This is a genomic window from Streptomyces sp. NPDC051578, assembly GCF_044454045.1.
In the GTDB taxonomy this organism is placed as follows: Bacteria; Actinomycetota; Actinomycetes; order Streptomycetales; family Streptomycetaceae; genus Streptomyces.
In genome coordinates this window covers 1-16,636 of the sequence record NZ_JBITDH010000002.1, presented here as the reverse complement: position 1 = coordinate 16,636, position 16,636 = coordinate 1, and the positions used below count along the sequence as shown (strand labels likewise).

Below are 16,636 nucleotides of genomic sequence, written 5' to 3'. Positions count from 1 at the left end.
GGCCTCCTTCTGACGAGACTCTGCCGAGCATAGCTCATTGTTACCTATACTCACAATGAATCTGGTCCTGATACTCTTCCCATTATGAGGACCGCAGCATGAGCACCGCTTCCGAACCGACCCTGGCCGACGCGGACGGCGTCGACTCTCCCGACAGCGACGACGGCGTCCTCGCCGAGCAGCTGCTGCGCCTGACCCGTCGGCTCCACCGCATCCAGAAGCGCCATCTCGAACCCCTCGGGATCACTCCAGCCCAGTCAAGGCTGCTCCGGCTGGTCTCGCACTACGACGGCGCCGAACCGCCCCGGATGGCGGAGCTCGCCGCCCGCCTCGAAGTCGTCCCCCGGGCCGTGACCACGCTGGTCGACGGCCTGGAGTCGGCCGAGTGCGTGCGCCGCGCGCCCGACCCCGCGAACCGGCGGGTCATCCGGATCGAGCTGACCGACACCGGCCGCGCCACCCTGCGCCGCCTGCGCAACGCGCGGACGGCCGCCGCGGAGGAGATCCTGTCCCCCTTGACCGCCGCGCAGCGCGGAGTGCTCGGCGGCCTGCTCGACGCCCTGTCGGACGCCCCGGCGGAGCGCGGCTGCTGAGCACCACCCCTTGCCCCCAAGCCGGTTGAGCAGCCCGTACGCCAACCTGCCTGCCCGTAAACCTCGCTGCCGCTGCCGGGCGCCGCGAGAAATTCGGTTGCCGGGTGCCGGTCCGGAAGACGAACCTTGTGTGGTTTGAACCACTCGACCGTCATGGGGCGTCATGCAGATCAGCGATCTTCCGTATGCGGATCCCGGAGTACCCGACGCCCGCTCCGGTCCACGCTTCCTGCTGTGGCTGGGCGGCACCCAACTGGGCGGGCAGGCCAGGAGCCTGTGCTGGGGGCTGGTCCACCACTGCGCCGTCGCCGGACTGCCGTTCGCGGTCGGCCTGGGCGTGGAGGTGGCCGTCGAGGGCGACGGCCACCGGCTGCTGCTCGTCGGCGCGTTGATCGCGCTGCTCGGTGTCGCCATCTCCCTCGGCGACACCATGCTGCACCGGACCAGCGTCACGAACTGGATCACCGCAGCCGCCCGGGTTCAGCAGCTCCTCGCCCGAAAGACCGCCGACCTGGGCTCCGCCCTGACGCGCCGGGTGGCGGCCGGTGAAGTGGTCTCCGTATCGACGGGCGACGTGGAGAAGGTGGGCTGGTTCGTCGAGGCGGTCTCCCGCTTCCTCGCCGCGGCCGTCGCCATCGTCGTCGTCTGCGTGGCCCTGGTCGTGTACGCGCCGTCCCTCGGCGTCGTCGTCGCCGTCGGGATGCCGCTGCTGGCGCTCTCCTCCCTGCCCCTGCTCCCCCGCGCCACTCGACGCGCGGACATCCAGCGGGAGAAGGCGGGCAAGGCGACCGAACTGGCCTCCGACACCGTCGCCGGTCTGCGCGTGCTGCGCGGCATCGGCGGCGAGGAACTCTTCCTCGGCCGCTACCGCGAGGCCTCGCAGGAGGTACGCACCGCCGCGGTGCGCAGTGCCCGCATGTGGGCGCTGATCTCGGCCGTCCAGGTGTTCCTGCCGGGGGTACTGCTCGTCACGGTGGTCTGGTACGGCTCCTCGCTCGTCCTGGACCGGCGGCTGGCGGTCGGCGAACTCGTCACGGTGTTCAGCGCGGTGTCGCTGCTGCTGTACCCGCTGCGCAGCGTGGAGGAGATCGCCATGGCCTACTCGTTCTCCCGGCCCTCCGCCACCCGCGCGGCCCGGGTGCTGCGGCTGACGCGTGAGGACGCCCCGGCGGCGGCCGAAGGCCCGGTCCGGGCCCCTGCTCCGGGCGGGGACCTGTACGACCCGCAGACCGGGCTGCTGGTTCCCGCGGGCCGGTTCACCGCGGTCGTCTGTGGGGACCCCGACCTCGCGGGCCGGCTCGCGGAACGCCTGGGCGGGCACCTGCCGGGCGACGGGGAGGACTCCGGTCAGCGCGCCGGGGACCGCGCCCCGGTGCTGCTGGGGGGCGTGGCGCTGGACGAGCTCGCGCTGGACACGGCGCGGGCGCTGGTCCTCGTACAGGACAAGGACCCGGTCCTGCTCTCCGGCACGCTGCGCGAGCTGTTCGACGTACCGGCGTCCGGGGCGGTGACCCCCGCGGTCGCGCTGGAGGCCGCGCAGTGCGGCGACGTACTGGAAGCGGTGCTGCAGTCGGCGCCCGAGGGCGTGGCGGACCCGATGGACGCCCGGATCACCGAGCGGGGCCGCTCGCTCTCCGGCGGCCAGCGCCAACGGCTGGCGCTGGCCCGCTCGCTGGTGGCCGACCCGGAGGTGCTGGTGCTGGACGAGCCGACCTCGGCGGTCGACTCGCACACCGAGGCGCGGATCGCGGACGGCGTCGCGGCGCTGCGCGCCGGGCGCACGACGGTGGTCCTCGCCTCTTCGCCGCTGGTGCTGGACCGGGCCGACCGGGTCGTCCTCGTTCACGAGGGCGTCGCCCTGCCGGCCGGCACCCACCGCGACCTCCTGCGCGACGAGCCGCGCTACCGGGCGGTCGTCACCCGGGAAACGGAGGAGGAACAGCGCCTCGACGGGCTGTCTCTGACCGCTCTGGACGAAGGCCTCACCGACCGGCTCGAGGAAGAGCTCACCGAAATCGAGGGATCCGCATGATCGGCGTGGCACCGCCGCAATACGATCCGGCCGCCCCGGAGTCGGCCGCGACACTGCCCGTCGGCACGTCGGCGACCGTACGGGGCTATGTGCGCGGCCTGTTCCGGCGCCACCGGCGGCCCTTCCTGGCGCTGGTGAGCGCCAACGCGGTCGCGGTGATCGCCTCCATGGTGGGCCCGTACCTCCTGGGGCGGGTCGTGGACGACCTCGCGGCAGGGGTGCGCGAGCTCCACCTGCTGCGCGTGAGCCTGCTCTTCGCGTTGGCGCTCGCCGTCCAGACCTGCTTCGTACGGATGGTCCGGCTGCGGGGCGCGATGCTCGGCGAGGAGATGCTGGCCGACCTGCGCGAGGACTTCCTGGTGCGTTCCGTCGGGCTGCCGCCCGGCGTGCTGGAGCGGGCCGGGACCGGTGACCTGCTGTCGCGGATCACCACCGACATCGACCGGCTGGCCAACGCGATGCGGGAGGCCGTGCCGCAGCTGTCCGTCGGCGTGGTGTGGGCGGGGCTGCTCTTCGGGGCACTGGCGGTGACCGCGCCGCCGTTGGCGGCGGCCGCACTGGTGGCGCTGCCGGTGCTGGTGATCGGCTGACGCTGGTACTTCCGGCGGGCGCCGTCCGCGTACCGCTCGGAGGCGGCCGGCTACGCGGCGGTCTCGGCGGTGCTGACGGAGACGGTGGACGCGGGGCGCACGATCGAGGCGCACCGGCTCGGGCGGCGCCGGGTGGCGCTGTCGGAACAGCGCATCCGGCAGTGGACCCAGTGGGAGCGGTACACGCTGTTCCTGCGGTCCGTGCTCTTCCCCGTCATCAACGTCACCTACGTGACGATCCTCGGCTCGGTGCTGATGATCGGCGGCTACTGCGTCTTGCACGGCTGGATGTCGGTGGGGCAGCTGACGACGGGTGCGCTGCTGGCCCAGATGATGGTCGACCCGATCGGTCTGATCCTGCGCTGGTACGACGAACTCCAGGTCGCGCAGGTGTCGTTGGGCCGGCTGGTCGGCATCCACGAGATCGAGCCCGACGGGGGTGACGCGTCCGTCTCGCCGAAGGGCCGGGAGGTGCGGGCCGATGAGGTGCGGTTCGGCTACCGGGAGGGCGTGGACGTCCTGCACCGGGTGTCGATGACCGTGCCGCCGGGTACCCGGATGGCGCTGGTCGGGCCGTCGGGTGCGGGCAAGTCGACGCTGGGCCGGCTGCTGGCGGGCATCTACGCGCCACGGGCCGGCGAGGTCACACTCGGCGGGGCGCGGCTGTCGCGGATGCCGACGGAGCGGGTGCGAGAGCAGGTGGCACTGGTCAACCAGGAGCACCACGTGTTCGTGGGCTCGCTCCGGGACAATCTGCGCCTGGCCAGGGCGGGCGCCGGGGACGCCGACCTGTGGGCGGCGCTGGAGGCGGTGGACGCCGACGGCTGGGCGCGTGCGCTGGCGGCCGGGCTGGACACGGAGGTCGGATCGGGAGCCGCGGCGCTGACCCCGGCCCAGGCGCAGCAGGTGGCGCTCGCCCGGCTGGTCCTGGCGGATCCGCACACGCTCGTACTGGACGAGGCCACCTCGCTGCTCGACCCGCGCGCGGCCCGGCACCTGGAGCGTTCCCTGGCCCGGGTGCTGGACGGCCGGACGGTCATCGCGATCGCCCACCGGCTGCACACCGCGCACGACGCGGACGTCATCGCGGTGGTCGAGGGCGGCCGGATCAGTGAGTTCGGCTCGCACGACGACCTCGTGGCGGCGGACGGCGCGTACGCGGCGCTGTGGCGGTCCTGGCACGGGTGAGCCGGGACCTCGCGGACGCCACGCGTGGGTCGGCGGCGTCCGCGAGGCCGTCCTGGGGCGCCGCTACGCCTTGCGGAGGCGGTCGATGATGCCGTCGAGGTCGCGCCACATCATGTAGTCGCGGACGAAGTGGCCACCGGGCTCCTCGTGCCACTCGTGCGGGATACCGGCCTGGTCGAGGAGGCCGCGGAACTCCCGCTGGCCCGCGAGGACCTGCGTCTCGTTGAACGAGTCGAACGCGTTGGTCGGGTCCGGGCTGGTGCCCGCGACGAGGAAGACCCGCTTGTTGCGGTAGCTCTCGATCCGCTCGACGGGGTTGTCCGCGCTGACGCGGGCCTGGTCCCAGGGCACGCCGTAGACGGTGCCGCCGGCCAGGTCGAGGGCGGCGGAGGACAGGTTGGCCCAGTGCACGACCGCCCCGCCGTCACGGCGCACGCTGGCGGGCCCGGAGTGGGCGCTGACCGAGGCGAAGTGGCCCCAGTACTTGGCCGCGTACTTGAGGGCGCCGAAGCCGCCCATCGAGAACCCGCCGACGGCACGGCCGTCGTACTCGGCGAAGGTCCGGAAGTTCGCCTCGACCCAGGGCAGGAGCTGGTTGATGTGGAAGTGCTCCCAGTTGCGGGGGCCGGTGTTGGAGCTGACGGGGTTGGAGTACCAGCCCGCGTGGCCGCCGTCCGGCATCACGACGATGAGCGGCCGGCCGGCGGTCCAGGCGCGGATGCCGAGACGGTCGAAGGTGATGAAGTCCTGGTCGGTGCCGCCGCCGTGGAAGAGGTAGAGGACCGGGTAGGTGCGTCCGCTGGTGTGGTAGTCGTCGGGGAGCAGGACGTTGACGGCCGGCTGCCAGCCGATCGCGTCGGTCTGGAAGCGGTAGTACCACATCCGGGCGTCGCCCTCGTTGTGGTCGACGATGCGCAGTCCGAAACCGTCGCCGGCCGCGCTCGCCGCCGACGCCGTCCCGAGGACGCCCGCCCCGCCGAGGGCCATGGCGGCGGAGAGCCCGCCGACGGACTTGAGGATGCTCCTGCGGGTGGGGCCGTGCTCGTTCACGTGACCTCCTGGTCGATGAGTGGGGGTACGTACGTCAGTTGGTGGTGGTCCAGGTGCCCCGGTCGGGGTTCCAGTGGATGCTGGCGTTCTGGAACTTCTGGACCTTGCCGCCCGGCTCGTCGCTCTCGTCCGCGACCGGGTAGCCGAAGACGCCCTCGTGACCACCCGCGTTGAACGCCTGGTAGATCGCACCGTGAATCACGTGCGTCCCCGTCTGCGGCGACCACATGAACAGGCCCTGCTCGAAGAACTGGTACCGGCCCCGCGTCCCGTTCGGCGCCTGGCCCGCATCCGCCTCGTCCATCGTCGGGAAACCCCAACGACGCTCCGCGTCCGTCGCCCAGAACTTGTTCAGGATCTCCCCGTACACCGCGAACGCCGCGTCCGGATGCCAGATCACGATCCCGTTGCGGAAGCCCTGGTAGCGGCCGCCCATCATGGAGTCGCGTTCCCCGGAGGTCGGCGGGCCCAGCACGCTGTCCAGGCCGCCCATGCTGTCGTACTTGGCCCTGATGGCGCCGTAGGGCATCAGGTCGTCGAGCGTGTTGTAGCGGCGGGGCGTGAATCCGCGCAGGCCGTTGCCCCACACGCGTTCCTCGGCCACGTGCCCGAAGTCGTACGTCTCGCGCACCACCGGTTGGGTGTGGGCGGCGTCGGCCCATCGGACGAACAGCGCCACGTGGTCGGTGCCGTCCGAGTCGCGCAGCAGGGCGTCACCGGGCTGCAGGTCCGCGGCCGGGATGTCGAAGGTGACGTTCCACAGGCTCCAGGTCGTCAGTGACGACCCCAGGTGCCAGGCCATCGACACGAAGCCCGAGCAGTCGGGGCGGTAACAGCCGAACTGGTTGGCGTAGCAGCCGCTCTGGCTGTAGGGCACCTGCTCGGCGACCCAGGACCAGGCGCGGTCCATGACCTCACCGCGTCCGATGGAGCCGTTCGGTTCGGAGGCGGTCGCGGCGGGCGCCGTGAAGAAGGTGACCGCGACGGCCGCGAGCAGTGGCGCCGCGGCTTTGACCACGCGCCGAAGGATCAGCGATCTCATGCCGTCTCCCGGTCAGTTGGTGGTGGTCCAGGTGCCCCGGTCGGGGTTCCAGTGGATGCTGGCGTTCTGGAACTTCTGGACCTTGCCGCCCGGCTCGTCGCTCTCGTCCGCGACCGGGTAGCCGAAGACGCCCTCGTGACCACCCGCGTTGAACGCCTGGTAGATCGCACCGTGAATCACGTGCGTCCCCGTCTGCGGCGACCACATGAACAGGCCCTGCTCGAAGAACTGGTACCGGCCCCGCGTCCCGTTCGGCGCCTGGCCCGCATCCGCCTCGTCCATCGTCGGGAAACCCCAACGACGCTCCGCGTCCGTCGCCCAGAACTTGTTCAGGATCTCCCCGTACACCGCGAACGCCGCGTCCGGATGCCAGATCACGATCCCGTGCTCGAACAGCTGGAACCGACCGCCCGACTGGGCGGGTTCCTCCGCGCGCAGCGGCCGGCCGAGGGGACCGCCCGGTCCGCCCGTGCCGTAGTACTTGGCGCCGATCGTCCCGTACGGCTGGAAGGCCTCGTCCCGCATCTGCCGGGCGATGTCCTCGGCCTGCGGGTAGCGCTCCGGGTAGCCCGACCGCTGGACGGCCTGGGCGAGTTCCCCGGCGCTGCTGCCCTCCATGCCCGGCTCCATCTGCTGGGCCACCTCGAAGAACTTGTTCGCCGCGTAGTCGACGTCCATGACCTGCTCCGGGGAGCCCCAGCCCTGGGAGGGGCGCTGCTGGAAGACGCCCAGCGAATCCCGGTCCCCGCAGTCCAAGTTGTTCATCCGGGATTCGACCCAGCCCGTCTCGAACCCGGCGAGCATGACCTTGTCGGACACTCCCCGGCGCTGTCCGACTTCGTAGACCTTGCGGGTTACGGCGATGTCCCGCTCCGGGGGGATGTCGCAGTAGAACTCGGCCGTCATGGCGTGCCCGAGGGGACCGGGCACCGCGTTCCGCGCGGCGGCGGGGCCGCCGCCCAGGGCGGACGTCGCCGCCGCGACCAGGAGGACCGCCGTCACGGATCTCGCGCGCCCAGCTGTTGTGCCACGCACGTTCCAGCTCCTTCGCTTCGTCAATCACCCTTGCGGTACAGAGGCGTTCGGTGTGCCGGAGCGAGCTGTGCGTGCGGTCGGCCCACCGAATGCCCGCAAGCTAGCCGCGGGCGTGGCGGCCGGGGCATCCGGAACGATCCGGAGTGACAGCGCCGGTGGATCCCCGATAGGGATGACCAGGGCGGGGAGGGGTCCGGCCATGGACGGCGGGGTGGTCCCGGATCAGCGTCCGGCGGCGGGGTCCGGGCAGGCGGGGACGCGGGGGCGGTCCTTCGTGCGTACGGCGGGCAGCCACGCGGTGGGCCGCGGCGAGCCGGCCGGCAGCCTGACGCGGAACCACTGGGGTGACCAGGCGTCCCTCTCGTCGATGATCGGGATGCCGTGGGCGAGGAGGCAGTCGACGGCCAGCTCGTCGCCCTGCCACACCCGGGTCGGGACGACGTTGTCCGCGGTGTAGGGCCGCTGGGGGTCGACGGCGAGACCGAGGCTGCAGTCCGGGTCCCGGTCGGTGCGGGTGGTGCAGCTCGGTTCGGCGTTGAACACCCGGATCCGGCCGGGCGCCCCGGGCAGGGCGGAGCCGTCGGGTGCGGCGTACGGTGCGCTCGCCGCGGCCGTCCCGCACATCAGCGCGGAGACGAGCGCGGCGTGTACGGCCCTGCGGGTGCGGCCCGCGGGGTGCTTCTTGTGCGGCTGCGGCCGGGAGGTGGCGCGGGCCAGGAGGCTGTCCGCCGTGTGGGCGGCGCGGGCGGCGTGGGAGGGGGCCAGGCAGTCCGCGGCCAGCTCGCGCCAGAAGGGCGGCAGGGTGGGGTCCAGGCGCAGGGGAGCTCGTCCGTCGGCGTACTCCTGCACCGCCGCACCGCGGGCCATGGGTGTGGCGCCGGGGAACGGTGGGGTGCCGGCCGTGAACACCTCGTGGATCACGATGCCGAGGGCCCATATGTCGGCGCTCGGGCGGACCTGGACGCCGTGCTCGCCGAGGGAGGCCCTCCAGCGCTCGGGCGGGAGGTAGTCGAAGGTGCCCATCGGGGGTGCGTAGCCGTGGGTGCCGTGGGTGCCGGTGAGTTCGGCGGCGAGGCCGAAGTCGGAGAGCCTGACGGAACCGTCCGTCATGAGCAGGATGTTGTCCGGTTTGAGGTCTCCGTGCACCCAGCCGGTGCGGTGCAGGTGGGCGAGGCCCTCGCAGATCTCGGTGATCAGGCGGGCGCCTTCGGACTCGCTCACCGGGCCCGCCCGGAGGCGGTCCCGCAGGCTGTGGTGGGCCCGCTCCATCACGAGGACCAGCGCGCCGTCCAGGAACGGGTGGTCCGGTTCGCTGAGCACGACGGAGTCCAGGAGGCGGATCAGCCGGGGGTGACCCGCGCGGCGGCCCAGTTCCACCTCGCGCCGGGCGGTGTCCACGACGTTGCGGGCCTGCCGCGGGGCGAGACCGGAAGTCGGCAGGAACTTGAGCGCGACCGCCTCCTGCGCGGGCCGGTCCCCGCCGACCGCGCGGCCCGCGTAGACGGTTCCCCAGCCGCCGGCCGCGATGGGCTCGGTGACTTCCCAGCTCCCGACGCGGTAGCCGGGCGCCAGCAGCTCCCTGCAGTCACTTCCCGAGGTGTCGGCCGGCCCGTGCACCTTCCCCTCCTCCGGTCGGCTCGTTGCGCGGACCCGGCCCGCTGCGGGGCGGCAGCAGCGCCAGGTGCTCTTCCCGTACGAGCCCGAACCGCAGGGCGAGGCCGACGATCGACTCCCGCTTGCCGTTGCGGCGGGCTCCGCGGCCGGGGTCCTGCTCGGCGGGCGGGGCGACGCGCATCTTCTCCTCGGCGAGGTAGTCGATGTGGGAGCTGACCGCGCGGGCCGTCAGCCTGCCGCAGGCCGCGTGGTCCTTGAGCCGTTCGACGATCTGGGGTGTGGTCGGCACCGCGACCGGTGACTCGTCGCGCAGCCGGGGTTCGCAGAGCGCCACGAGGACGAGGAAGTAGGTGGCCGTCTCGTCCAGGGAGTACGCGGTGACCGTGCGCCCGCCCCACTGGCCGCCGGCGCCGCCGAGGCCGTCCGGGTCGAGGTAGACGTGGTCGGGGGCGAAGACCTGGAAGGAGACGGTGGTGTCGCGGCGGGTGGGCAGCACGACGCGGGAGAACTCGAAGGGGATGGGGGCTCCGGCCCGGCGCGGCGGGACCCGCAGGTACTCGCCGGCCCCTTCCGGGTTCTCCACGAGGTAGCTGTGCGTCGTGCTGAGGTTGCTGAGCTGCCAGTGGTCGTCGGTCACCCGGATCTCGCCGGCCAGGCGGGAGATCGCCTCGTCGACGAGGCGGAGTTCGACCGGCGTCGAGGCCGACCCGCGCCCGAACCGGGCCACTTCCCCCGGGCCGAGCCGTAACGTCACCGCCTCGTCGCCCGGCTCCGCGCCACCCGTGCCGCCGCTCCCCGGCGGCAGGTAGATCACTATCCCGCTCACAGCCTGCTCCTCGCCCCCGCGCGGGCGGTCGTCACGCCCGTCGAACGTTATACATCCCGGGGAAACCGGCGTTGCCCGGTCTTTGGCCGTAATGAGCCGGTACGCGCCACGTCGCGCCCCGCCCGGCGCGGGGGCGTCCGGCCTTCCCGGGCGCCGGGCGGACCCGTACGCGCGCCCTTCCCGCGGAGCGCCGGCGCCGCAGGGCGCGCCGGCCCGCCCCCGGCGAAACGGCGCGAACCGCACCCCGCGGGTTGCGCGGGCGACCGGGACCCGTGATGCGGCGTACCAGGCAGTCAGCCTGGCCGGGGGCCGGGTTGCCGGGGGCCGGGTTGCCGGGCGGCTCAGATGAAGTTCAGGGCGCCGGCGCCGCCCACCGCGCCGAGCAGCATGAACACCGGCATGAGGACCTTGAGCTCCACCCAGCTGCCCGCCCGGAAGCGCATCATCTTGGGCGGACCGACCGGGTACCAGCGCTTGCCGCCGATGGGGATCGGCCACAGGATCGGGCAGCCCGAGACGGTCAGCGCGTCGCCGATGTCATGGACGAGGGCGCCGAGCAGGATCGGCAGGCCGAGCCACAGGTACTCCAGGCCCGGCTCGGTGAACAGCCAGCCCGCGCCACTGCCGGGCTGGTCGAGCACACCGGCCAGGATCCAGGCGCTCGTGGCGCCCAGCAGCCACACCAGGATGTCGCTGGACATCCTGGCGGCCCGCCACAGCAGACCTTCCACGGCGAGTACCAGGTGGACGAAGAGCAGGAGGAGAACGCCCCAGCGGTCGGTGGTCACCGCCAGGACCGAGGATCCGGCGCCGATGAGGACGGCCCACAGCCAGGTGTGGGTCAGGGTGCGGTGCCCGCCGCTGCGGCGGGCGTCGCGCGGGGCGCGCGTCGCCTTGTAGACGGCGTAGGAGATCTTGTCGACCACCTCGCACAGCCCGCGGGACAGGGGCCCGAAGGCGCGCGAGATCGTCGCCGACTTGTGGTCGAGGTCGGGGGCGAGGGCCGCACCGGCGCAGATGAGCGCGCCGACGACGAGGACGGGCCACGGCATCGCGTGCCCGGCGGCCGCGGCCGCCGCACCCACCCCCAGCCAGGCCGCCGCGCCGGAGAGAGAATGCGCCGGACCCATCATGTTTCTTTTCCCGCCCCGGTTCCGTCGTATCGGGCCCCGGTGACTGATTCGTTCGGGCCGCGTCGACGGCACAGCGTACAGTCGATGATCTTCCCTCCGGTCGCCGGTTGCCCGATCCGGCGGGAAGCCAGGCAAGATGGGGGGTGTGACCCTCATTGATCAGCTCCCGCCGACCGCCGACCCCGACGCCCTCTTCGAGGCTTTCTCCTCGTGGGCGGAGGACCAGGGCATCACCCTGTACCCGGCGCAGGAGGAGGCACTGATCGAGGTCGTCTCCGGGGCGAACGTGGTGCTGTCCACCCCGACCGGCTCCGGCAAGAGCCTCGTCGCCGCGGGCGCGCACTTCACCGCCCTGGCCCAGGACAAGGTCACCTTCTACACCGCTCCGATCAAGGCCCTGGTGTCGGAGAAGTTCTTCGACCTGTGCAAGCTCTTCGGCACCGAGAACGTCGGCATGCTGACCGGTGACGCCTCCGTGAACGCGGACGCCCCGGTGATCTGCTGCACCGCCGAGGTGCTGGCCTCGATCGCGCTGCGCGACGGGAAGTACGCCGACATCGGCCAGGTCGTGATGGACGAGTTCCACTTCTACGCCGAGCCGGACCGCGGCTGGGCGTGGCAGATCCCGCTGCTGGAGCTGCCGCAGGCGCAGTTCGTCCTGATGTCGGCGACGCTCGGTGACATGAAGCGGTTCGAGGAGGACCTGACCCGCCGCACCGGGCGGCCGACCTCGGTGGTCCGCTCCGCGACCCGGCCGGTTCCCCTGTCGTACGAATACGTCACCACGCCCATCACCGACACCATCACCGAGCTGCTGGAGACCCGGCAGGCTCCGGTGTACATCGTGCACTTCACCCAGGCCCAGGCGGTGGAGCGGGCGCAGTCGCTGATGAGCATCAACATGTGCACCCGCGAGGAGAAGGACAAGATCGCGGAGCTGATCGGCAACTTCCGTTTCACCACGAAGTTCGGCCAGAACCTCTCCCGCTACGTCCGCCACGGCATCGGCGTGCACCACGCGGGCATGCTGCCCAAGTACCGCCGCCTGGTGGAGAAGCTGGCCCAGGCCGGTCTGCTGAAGGTGATCTGCGGTACCGACACCCTCGGGGTGGGGGTCAACGTCCCGATCCGCACGGTGCTGTTCACCGCGCTCACCAAGTACGACGGCAACCGGGTCCGGACGCTGCGCGCCCGCGAGTTCCACCAGATCGCCGGCCGGGCCGGGCGGGCCGGCTTCGACACGGCGGGTTACGTCGTCGCGCAGGCGCCCGAGCACGTCATCGAGAACGAGAAGGCCCTCGCCAAGGCGGGCGACGACCCCAAGAAGCGCCGCAAGGTGGTCCGCAAGAAGGCGCCCGAGGGTTTCGTGGCGTGGTCGGAGACGACCTTCGAGAAGTTGATCGCCGCCGACCCGGAGCCGCTCACCTCGCGCTTCAAGGTCACCAACATCATGCTGCTCTCGGTGATCGCCCGGCCGGGCGACGCCTTCCAGGCGATGCGCCACCTCCTGGAGGACAACCACGAGCCGCGCAAGGCCCAGCTGCGGCACATCCGCCGGGCGATCGCCATCTACCGCTCGCTGCTGGACGGCGGCGTCGTCGAACAGCTCGACACGCCGGACGCGGAGGGCCGCAGCATCCGGCTCACCGTCGACCTCCAGCAGGACTTCGCGCTGAACCAGCCGCTGTCCACCTTCGCGCTCGCCGCCTTCGACCTGCTGGACCCGGAGTCCCCCTCCTACGCCCTGGACATGGTGTCGGTCGTCGAGTCGACGCTCGACGACCCGCGCCAGATCCTCGCCGCGCAGCAGAACAAGGAACGCGGCATGGCCGTGGGCGCGATGAAGGCCGACGGGATCGAGTACGAGGAGCGGATGGAGCGGCTCCAGGACGTGACGTACCCCAAGCCGCTCGAAGAGCTGCTCCTGCACGCCTATGACGTGTACAGCAAGAGCCACCCGTGGGTCCGCGACCACCCCGTCTCCCCGAAGTCGATCATCCGCGACATGTACGAGCGGGCGATGACCTTCACCGAGTTCACCTCCTACTACGAGCTGGCCCGCACCGAGGGCATCGTGCTGCGTTACCTGGCGAGCGCGTACAAGGCCCTGGACCACACCATCCCCGACGACCTCAAGTCCGAGGACCTCCAGGACCTCATCGCCTGGCTGGGCGAGCTGGTGCGCCAGGTCGACTCCAGCCTGCTGGACGAATGGGAGCAGCTGGCGAACCCGGAGGTGGAGACGGCGGAGGAGGCCCAGGAGAAGGCCGACCAGGTCAAGCCCGTCACCGCCAACGCGCGCGCCTTCCGGGTCCTGGTCCGCAACGCCATGTTCCGCCGGGTGGAACTGGCCGCCCTGGACCACGTCAACGTGCTGGGAGAGTTGGACGGCGACTCCGGCTGGGACGCCGACGCCTGGGGCGAGGCCCTGGACCGCTACTGGGACGAGTACGACGACCTGGGCACCGGCCCCGACGCCCGCGGACCGAAGCTCCTGCAGATCGAGGAGGACGCGGCGCACGGCTTGTGGCGCGTCCGGCAGACCTTCGCCGACCCGAACGGGGACCATGGCTGGGGCATCAGTGCCGAGGTCGACCTCGCTGCCTCCGACGAGGAGGGCCGGGCGGTCATCCGCGTCACCTCGGTCGGTGAGCTCGGCGAGCTCTGACCTGCCTGCGTAAGCCAGCGCCACCGGACCCGCCGGACCCGACAGTGGAGAACCCCTGATGACGAACCCCGCCGAGAGACTGGTCGATCTGCTCGACCTGGAGCAGATCGAGGTCAACATCTTCCGGGGCGCGAGCCCCCAGGAGTCCCTGCAGCGCGTGTTCGGCGGGCAGGTCGCCGGCCAGGCGCTGGTGGCCGCCGGCCGCACCACCGAGAGCGACCGGCCCGTCCATTCGCTGCACGCGTACTTCCTGCGCCCCGGCATCCCCGGGGTGCCGATCGTGTACCAGGTGGAGCGGGTGCGCGACGGGCGTTCCTTCACCACGCGCCGCGTCACCGCGGTCCAGCAGGGCAAGACCATCTTCAACCTGACCGCTTCCTTCCATCACCCGGAGGAGGGCAGCATCGAGCACCAGCTGCCTCCTCGCCTCGACTTCCCGCACCCGGACACGCTGCCGAAGGTGGTCGACGAGATCCGCGAGCACCTGGGCGCGCTGCCCGAGGCGCTGGAGCGGATGGCCCGCCGTCAGCCCTTCGACATCCGGTACGTGGAGCGGCTCCGCTGGACTCCACAGGAGCTCAAGGACGCCGATCCGCGCAGCGCGGTGTGGATGCGCGCCGTCGGCCCGCTGGGCGACGACCCCCTCGTCCATACCTGCGCCCTCACCTACGCCAGTGACATGACCCTCCTCGACGCGGTGCGCATCCCCGTCGAACCCCTGTGGGGCATGCGCGGTTTCGACATGGCCTCCCTGGACCACGCCATGTGGTTCCACCGGCCGTTCCGCGCGGACGAGTGGTTCCTGTACGACCAGGAATCGCCCATCTCGCACGGTGGCCGGGGTCTGGCCCGCGGCCGTATCTACGACCTGGAGGGCAAGCTGCTGGTCTCGGTGGTCCAGGAAGGCCTCTTCCGCCCGTACCCGTCCTCGCCGTCGTCCCCGAAGAACTGAGCCCCACCATGCCCACGCCGGTCCCCCCTTGTCCCTGCGGGCTGCCCGCCGCCTATCCGCAGTGCTGCGGCCGCTTCCACTCCGGTGAGCGGCAGGCACCCACCGCCGAACTGCTCATGCGTTCCCGGTTCAGCGCGTTCGCCGTGGGCGACACGGCCTACCTGCTGCGTTCCTGGCACTCCTCGACCCGTCCGGCCGGGCTCGAACTGGACCCCGGCCAGCAATGGGAGCGGCTGGAGGTCCTCGCCACCGAGCGCGGCGGGATGTTCGAGACGGAAGGATCGGTGGAGTTCCGGGCGCACTACCGCGAGGGCCGGCACACCGGGTCCCTGCACGAACTCAGCGGCTTCTCCCGCGAGGAAGGGGCCTGGGTCTACGTCGGCCCCCTCTCCCCCGTCGACTTCGACTGACCGCGCGCCCCGGTCAGGGCGAAGTCCAGGCTGGTGCGGTACCAGTGGATCTCATCCGGGTCCTGCGCCCGCAGCAGCTGCAGCGCCACGGCCGCGGCCTCCGCCAACTGCGGATGCCCGTACGGCGGCGGCGGTGCGAGGGCCGCCAGCACGATCCGCTCCGCCGGATCGGGCACCACCGCCCGCACCTCCTCCTCCGGGAGGACGGAGGCCAGTACGGCCGCCCGCTCCCAGGGGTCGGCGGTTCGTCTGAGCAGCAGCCCCACATGCCGCCCGCGCCACGCCCGCGGCCGCAGGTCCGCCCTGGCCGCGATCAGCTCCCGGTCCTCAGGGGACGCGATGCCCCTCAGCATCCCGGGCTCGCGGACGGCGAACTCCCTCAGCTCCGCCGCCAGGTAGAGCCACACCACGGCCCGGTACCGGTTGATCCGGTAGCCGACCGGGGTGAGGTGCCCACAGCGCGCGAGCCGGGTCAACCGGCTCGGCCCGACCCCCAACACCTCGGCCGCGGCGTCCGCGCCCGCCACGGTCTCGACCCGCGCGCGCAGCGCCTGCGGGAAGCCCTCGCCCGCCCGGACGCCGTCCAGCTCCTCCCGCGTGAAGCGGGCGCCCCCGCTCGGCCCACGTGGTCCCGCGCGCACCAGCCCCAGTTGCACGGCCCGGGCGAACTCCCCCCGCTTGAGACCCAGTTCCCGGGCCGCCCGGACGGCGCCGAGCAGCTGGTCCTGCGGCGCGTGCGCCAACACCTCCGCCGGTGCCCGCGCGCAGCCCTGCGGCATCATCCGCCCGGGTGCGTCCAGTACGGCGCAACCCCGCACATCACTCTTCATCACGGTCCTCCCCCACGAGTGGCGATCACTCTGTGTGAAGACCGTAACCGAGTGCGACGGAGAGGCGCAGGGCCTGTGGATAACTCCGGACCCGCCAGCCGGCCGCCCCGGTCAAGGGCCGCCCCGGGCTGCCCCTCAGCCTCCCGTGATCCGCCGCTCCGTGACACCCAAGTGCTCGCCCACCCGGTTCACCATCAGCGTCATCTCGTAGGCGACCTGCACGATGTCCGCCTCGGCTGCGCTGAGCGCGCACAGGCAGCTGCCCGCGCCCGCCGCGACGACGAACAGGAACCCCTCGTCGTACTCGACCATCGTCTGCCGGACGTCACCCGCCCGGAAGTGCCGCCCCGACCCCTTCGCCAGGCTCTGCAGCCCGGCCGCGACCGCCGCCAGGTGCTCGGCGTCCTCCCGCGCCAGCCCGGCGCTCGCTCCCGTGACCAGCCCGTCGTTGGACAGCACCACCGCGTGCCGCACCTGCGGCACCCTGCGCGTCAGGTCGTCGAGCAGCCAGTCGAGCTGCTTGTCCAGTGCCATGTAGAGCCCCTCCCCGTCGGGGGGGGCCCCCCCGCCCCCCCCCCCCCCCAACCGGGACCCCCCCCCCCGCCCCCCCACCCCCCCCACCCCCACCACGCCCGCCCCCCCCCCCCCCAAAATAAAAAAAAAGAAAAGCGCG

General features: G+C 72.2%; 13 protein-coding genes and 1 pseudogene. 6 read left to right on the top strand and 8 right to left on the bottom strand.

What is annotated here, in order from left to right; genetic code table 11:
- The first annotated feature begins 98 nt into the window (after positions 1–98).
- The 3 genes and pseudogenes from ACIA6C_RS11040 (at position 99) to ACIA6C_RS11030 (ending at position 4,403) form a co-directional block, all read left to right on the top strand.
- Positions 99–593, top strand: coding sequence for a MarR family transcriptional regulator (locus ACIA6C_RS11040; RefSeq protein ID WP_361137448.1), 495 nt, complete (start codon positions 99–101; stop codon positions 591–593).
- A gap of 163 nt (positions 594–756) precedes the next feature.
- Positions 757–2,625: an ABC transporter transmembrane domain-containing protein gene (locus tag ACIA6C_RS11035; RefSeq protein ID WP_399274598.1), complete on the top strand. Its 1,869-nt coding sequence runs from the start codon at positions 757–759 to the stop codon at positions 2,623–2,625.
- Positions 2,622–4,403: pseudogene (locus tag ACIA6C_RS11030) on the top strand (ABC transporter ATP-binding protein). Before ACIA6C_RS11035 ends, ACIA6C_RS11030 begins: the two are co-directional and overlap by 4 nt.
- Before the next feature lie 63 nt (positions 4,404–4,466).
- On the opposite strand, the gene ACIA6C_RS11025 reads toward ACIA6C_RS11030, so the two are convergent.
- The 6 genes from ACIA6C_RS11025 to ACIA6C_RS11000 all read right to left on the bottom strand — a co-directional run bounded on the left by ACIA6C_RS11025 (position 4,467) and on the right by ACIA6C_RS11000 (position 11,103).
- Complete coding sequence (locus ACIA6C_RS11025; RefSeq protein WP_399274596.1) at positions 4,467–5,453, bottom strand: alpha/beta hydrolase; 987 nt, start codon at positions 5,451–5,453, stop codon at positions 4,467–4,469.
- Positions 5,454–5,487: 34 nt separating this feature from the next.
- On the bottom strand, positions 5,488–6,495 hold the full coding sequence (locus ACIA6C_RS11020; protein WP_399274594.1) for a hypothetical protein: 1,008 nt from the start codon (positions 6,493–6,495) through the stop codon (positions 5,488–5,490).
- 12 nt (positions 6,496–6,507) lie between these two features.
- Complete coding sequence (locus ACIA6C_RS11015) at positions 6,508–7,530, bottom strand: hypothetical protein (RefSeq protein WP_366082086.1); 1,023 nt, start codon at positions 7,528–7,530, stop codon at positions 6,508–6,510.
- Positions 7,531–7,752: 222 nt separating this feature from the next.
- Positions 7,753–9,147: a serine/threonine-protein kinase gene (locus tag ACIA6C_RS11010; RefSeq protein WP_399274592.1), complete on the bottom strand. Its 1,395-nt coding sequence runs from the start codon at positions 9,145–9,147 to the stop codon at positions 7,753–7,755.
- Positions 9,116–9,970 (bottom strand): serine/threonine protein kinase, encoded by an 855-nt coding sequence (locus ACIA6C_RS11005; RefSeq protein WP_399274590.1) that lies wholly within the window; start codon positions 9,968–9,970, stop codon positions 9,116–9,118. The genes ACIA6C_RS11010 and ACIA6C_RS11005 overlap by 32 nt, the downstream gene beginning before the upstream one ends.
- A gap of 341 nt (positions 9,971–10,311) precedes the next feature.
- Positions 10,312–11,103, bottom strand: a complete 792-nt coding sequence (locus ACIA6C_RS11000) for a metal-dependent hydrolase (RefSeq protein WP_399274588.1) — start codon at positions 11,101–11,103, stop codon at positions 10,312–10,314.
- Positions 11,104–11,248: 145 nt separating this feature from the next.
- Here ACIA6C_RS11000 and ACIA6C_RS10995 point away from each other — a divergent pair, with 145 nt between their 5' ends.
- From ACIA6C_RS10995 to ACIA6C_RS10985, 3 genes are read left to right on the top strand one after another with little or no spacing between them, the layout of a single operon-like run.
- The gene (locus ACIA6C_RS10995; protein ID WP_399274586.1) at positions 11,249–13,771 is read left to right on the top strand and encodes a DEAD/DEAH box helicase; all 2,523 of its coding nucleotides are present in this window, start codon (positions 11,249–11,251) and stop codon (positions 13,769–13,771) included.
- 58 nt (positions 13,772–13,829) lie between these two features.
- A complete protein-coding gene (locus ACIA6C_RS10990; RefSeq protein WP_399274584.1) occupies positions 13,830–14,723 on the top strand; it encodes an acyl-CoA thioesterase in 894 nt (297 codons plus the stop codon).
- An 8-nt stretch (positions 14,724–14,731) separates the two neighbouring features.
- Positions 14,732–15,133: a YchJ family metal-binding protein gene (locus ACIA6C_RS10985; protein WP_366083222.1), complete on the top strand. Its 402-nt coding sequence runs from the start codon at positions 14,732–14,734 to the stop codon at positions 15,131–15,133.
- On the opposite strand, the gene ACIA6C_RS10980 is transcribed toward ACIA6C_RS10985, so the two are convergent.
- On the bottom strand, positions 15,097–15,963 hold the full coding sequence (locus ACIA6C_RS10980; RefSeq protein ID WP_399274582.1) for a DUF6397 family protein: 867 nt from the start codon (positions 15,961–15,963) through the stop codon (positions 15,097–15,099). The two genes, ACIA6C_RS10985 and ACIA6C_RS10980, sit on opposite strands and share 37 nt — an antisense overlap.
- 135 nt (positions 15,964–16,098) lie before the next feature.
- Positions 16,099–16,497, bottom strand: coding sequence for a roadblock/LC7 domain-containing protein (locus tag ACIA6C_RS10975; RefSeq protein WP_190186925.1), 399 nt, complete (start codon positions 16,495–16,497; stop codon positions 16,099–16,101).
- Positions 16,498–16,636 lie beyond the last annotated feature (139 nt).

What these genes read in the sequence shown, in the direction of transcription:
- ACIA6C_RS11020 (WP_399274594.1), bottom strand. Translation starts at nt 6,495, where the DNA reads ATGAGATCGCTGATCCTTCGGCGCGTGGTCAAAGCCGCGGCGCCACTG.
- ACIA6C_RS11000 (WP_399274588.1), bottom strand. Translation starts at nt 11,103, where the DNA reads ATGATGGGTCCGGCGCATTCTCTCTCCGGCGCGGCGGCCTGGCTGGGG.
- ACIA6C_RS10975 (WP_190186925.1), bottom strand. Translation starts at nt 16,497, where the DNA reads ATGGCACTGGACAAGCAGCTCGACTGGCTGCTCGACGACCTGACGCGC.
- ACIA6C_RS10985 (WP_366083222.1), top strand. Translation starts at nt 14,732, where the DNA reads ATGCCCACGCCGGTCCCCCCTTGTCCCTGCGGGCTGCCCGCCGCCTAT.
- ACIA6C_RS11040 (WP_361137448.1), top strand. Translation starts at nt 99, where the DNA reads ATGAGCACCGCTTCCGAACCGACCCTGGCCGACGCGGACGGCGTCGAC.
- ACIA6C_RS10990 (WP_399274584.1), top strand. Translation starts at nt 13,830, where the DNA reads ATGACGAACCCCGCCGAGAGACTGGTCGATCTGCTCGACCTGGAGCAG.
- ACIA6C_RS11035 (WP_399274598.1), top strand. Translation starts at nt 757, where the DNA reads ATGCAGATCAGCGATCTTCCGTATGCGGATCCCGGAGTACCCGACGCC.
- ACIA6C_RS10980 (WP_399274582.1), bottom strand. Translation starts at nt 15,963, where the DNA reads ATGAAGAGTGATGTGCGGGGTTGCGCCGTACTGGACGCACCCGGGCGG.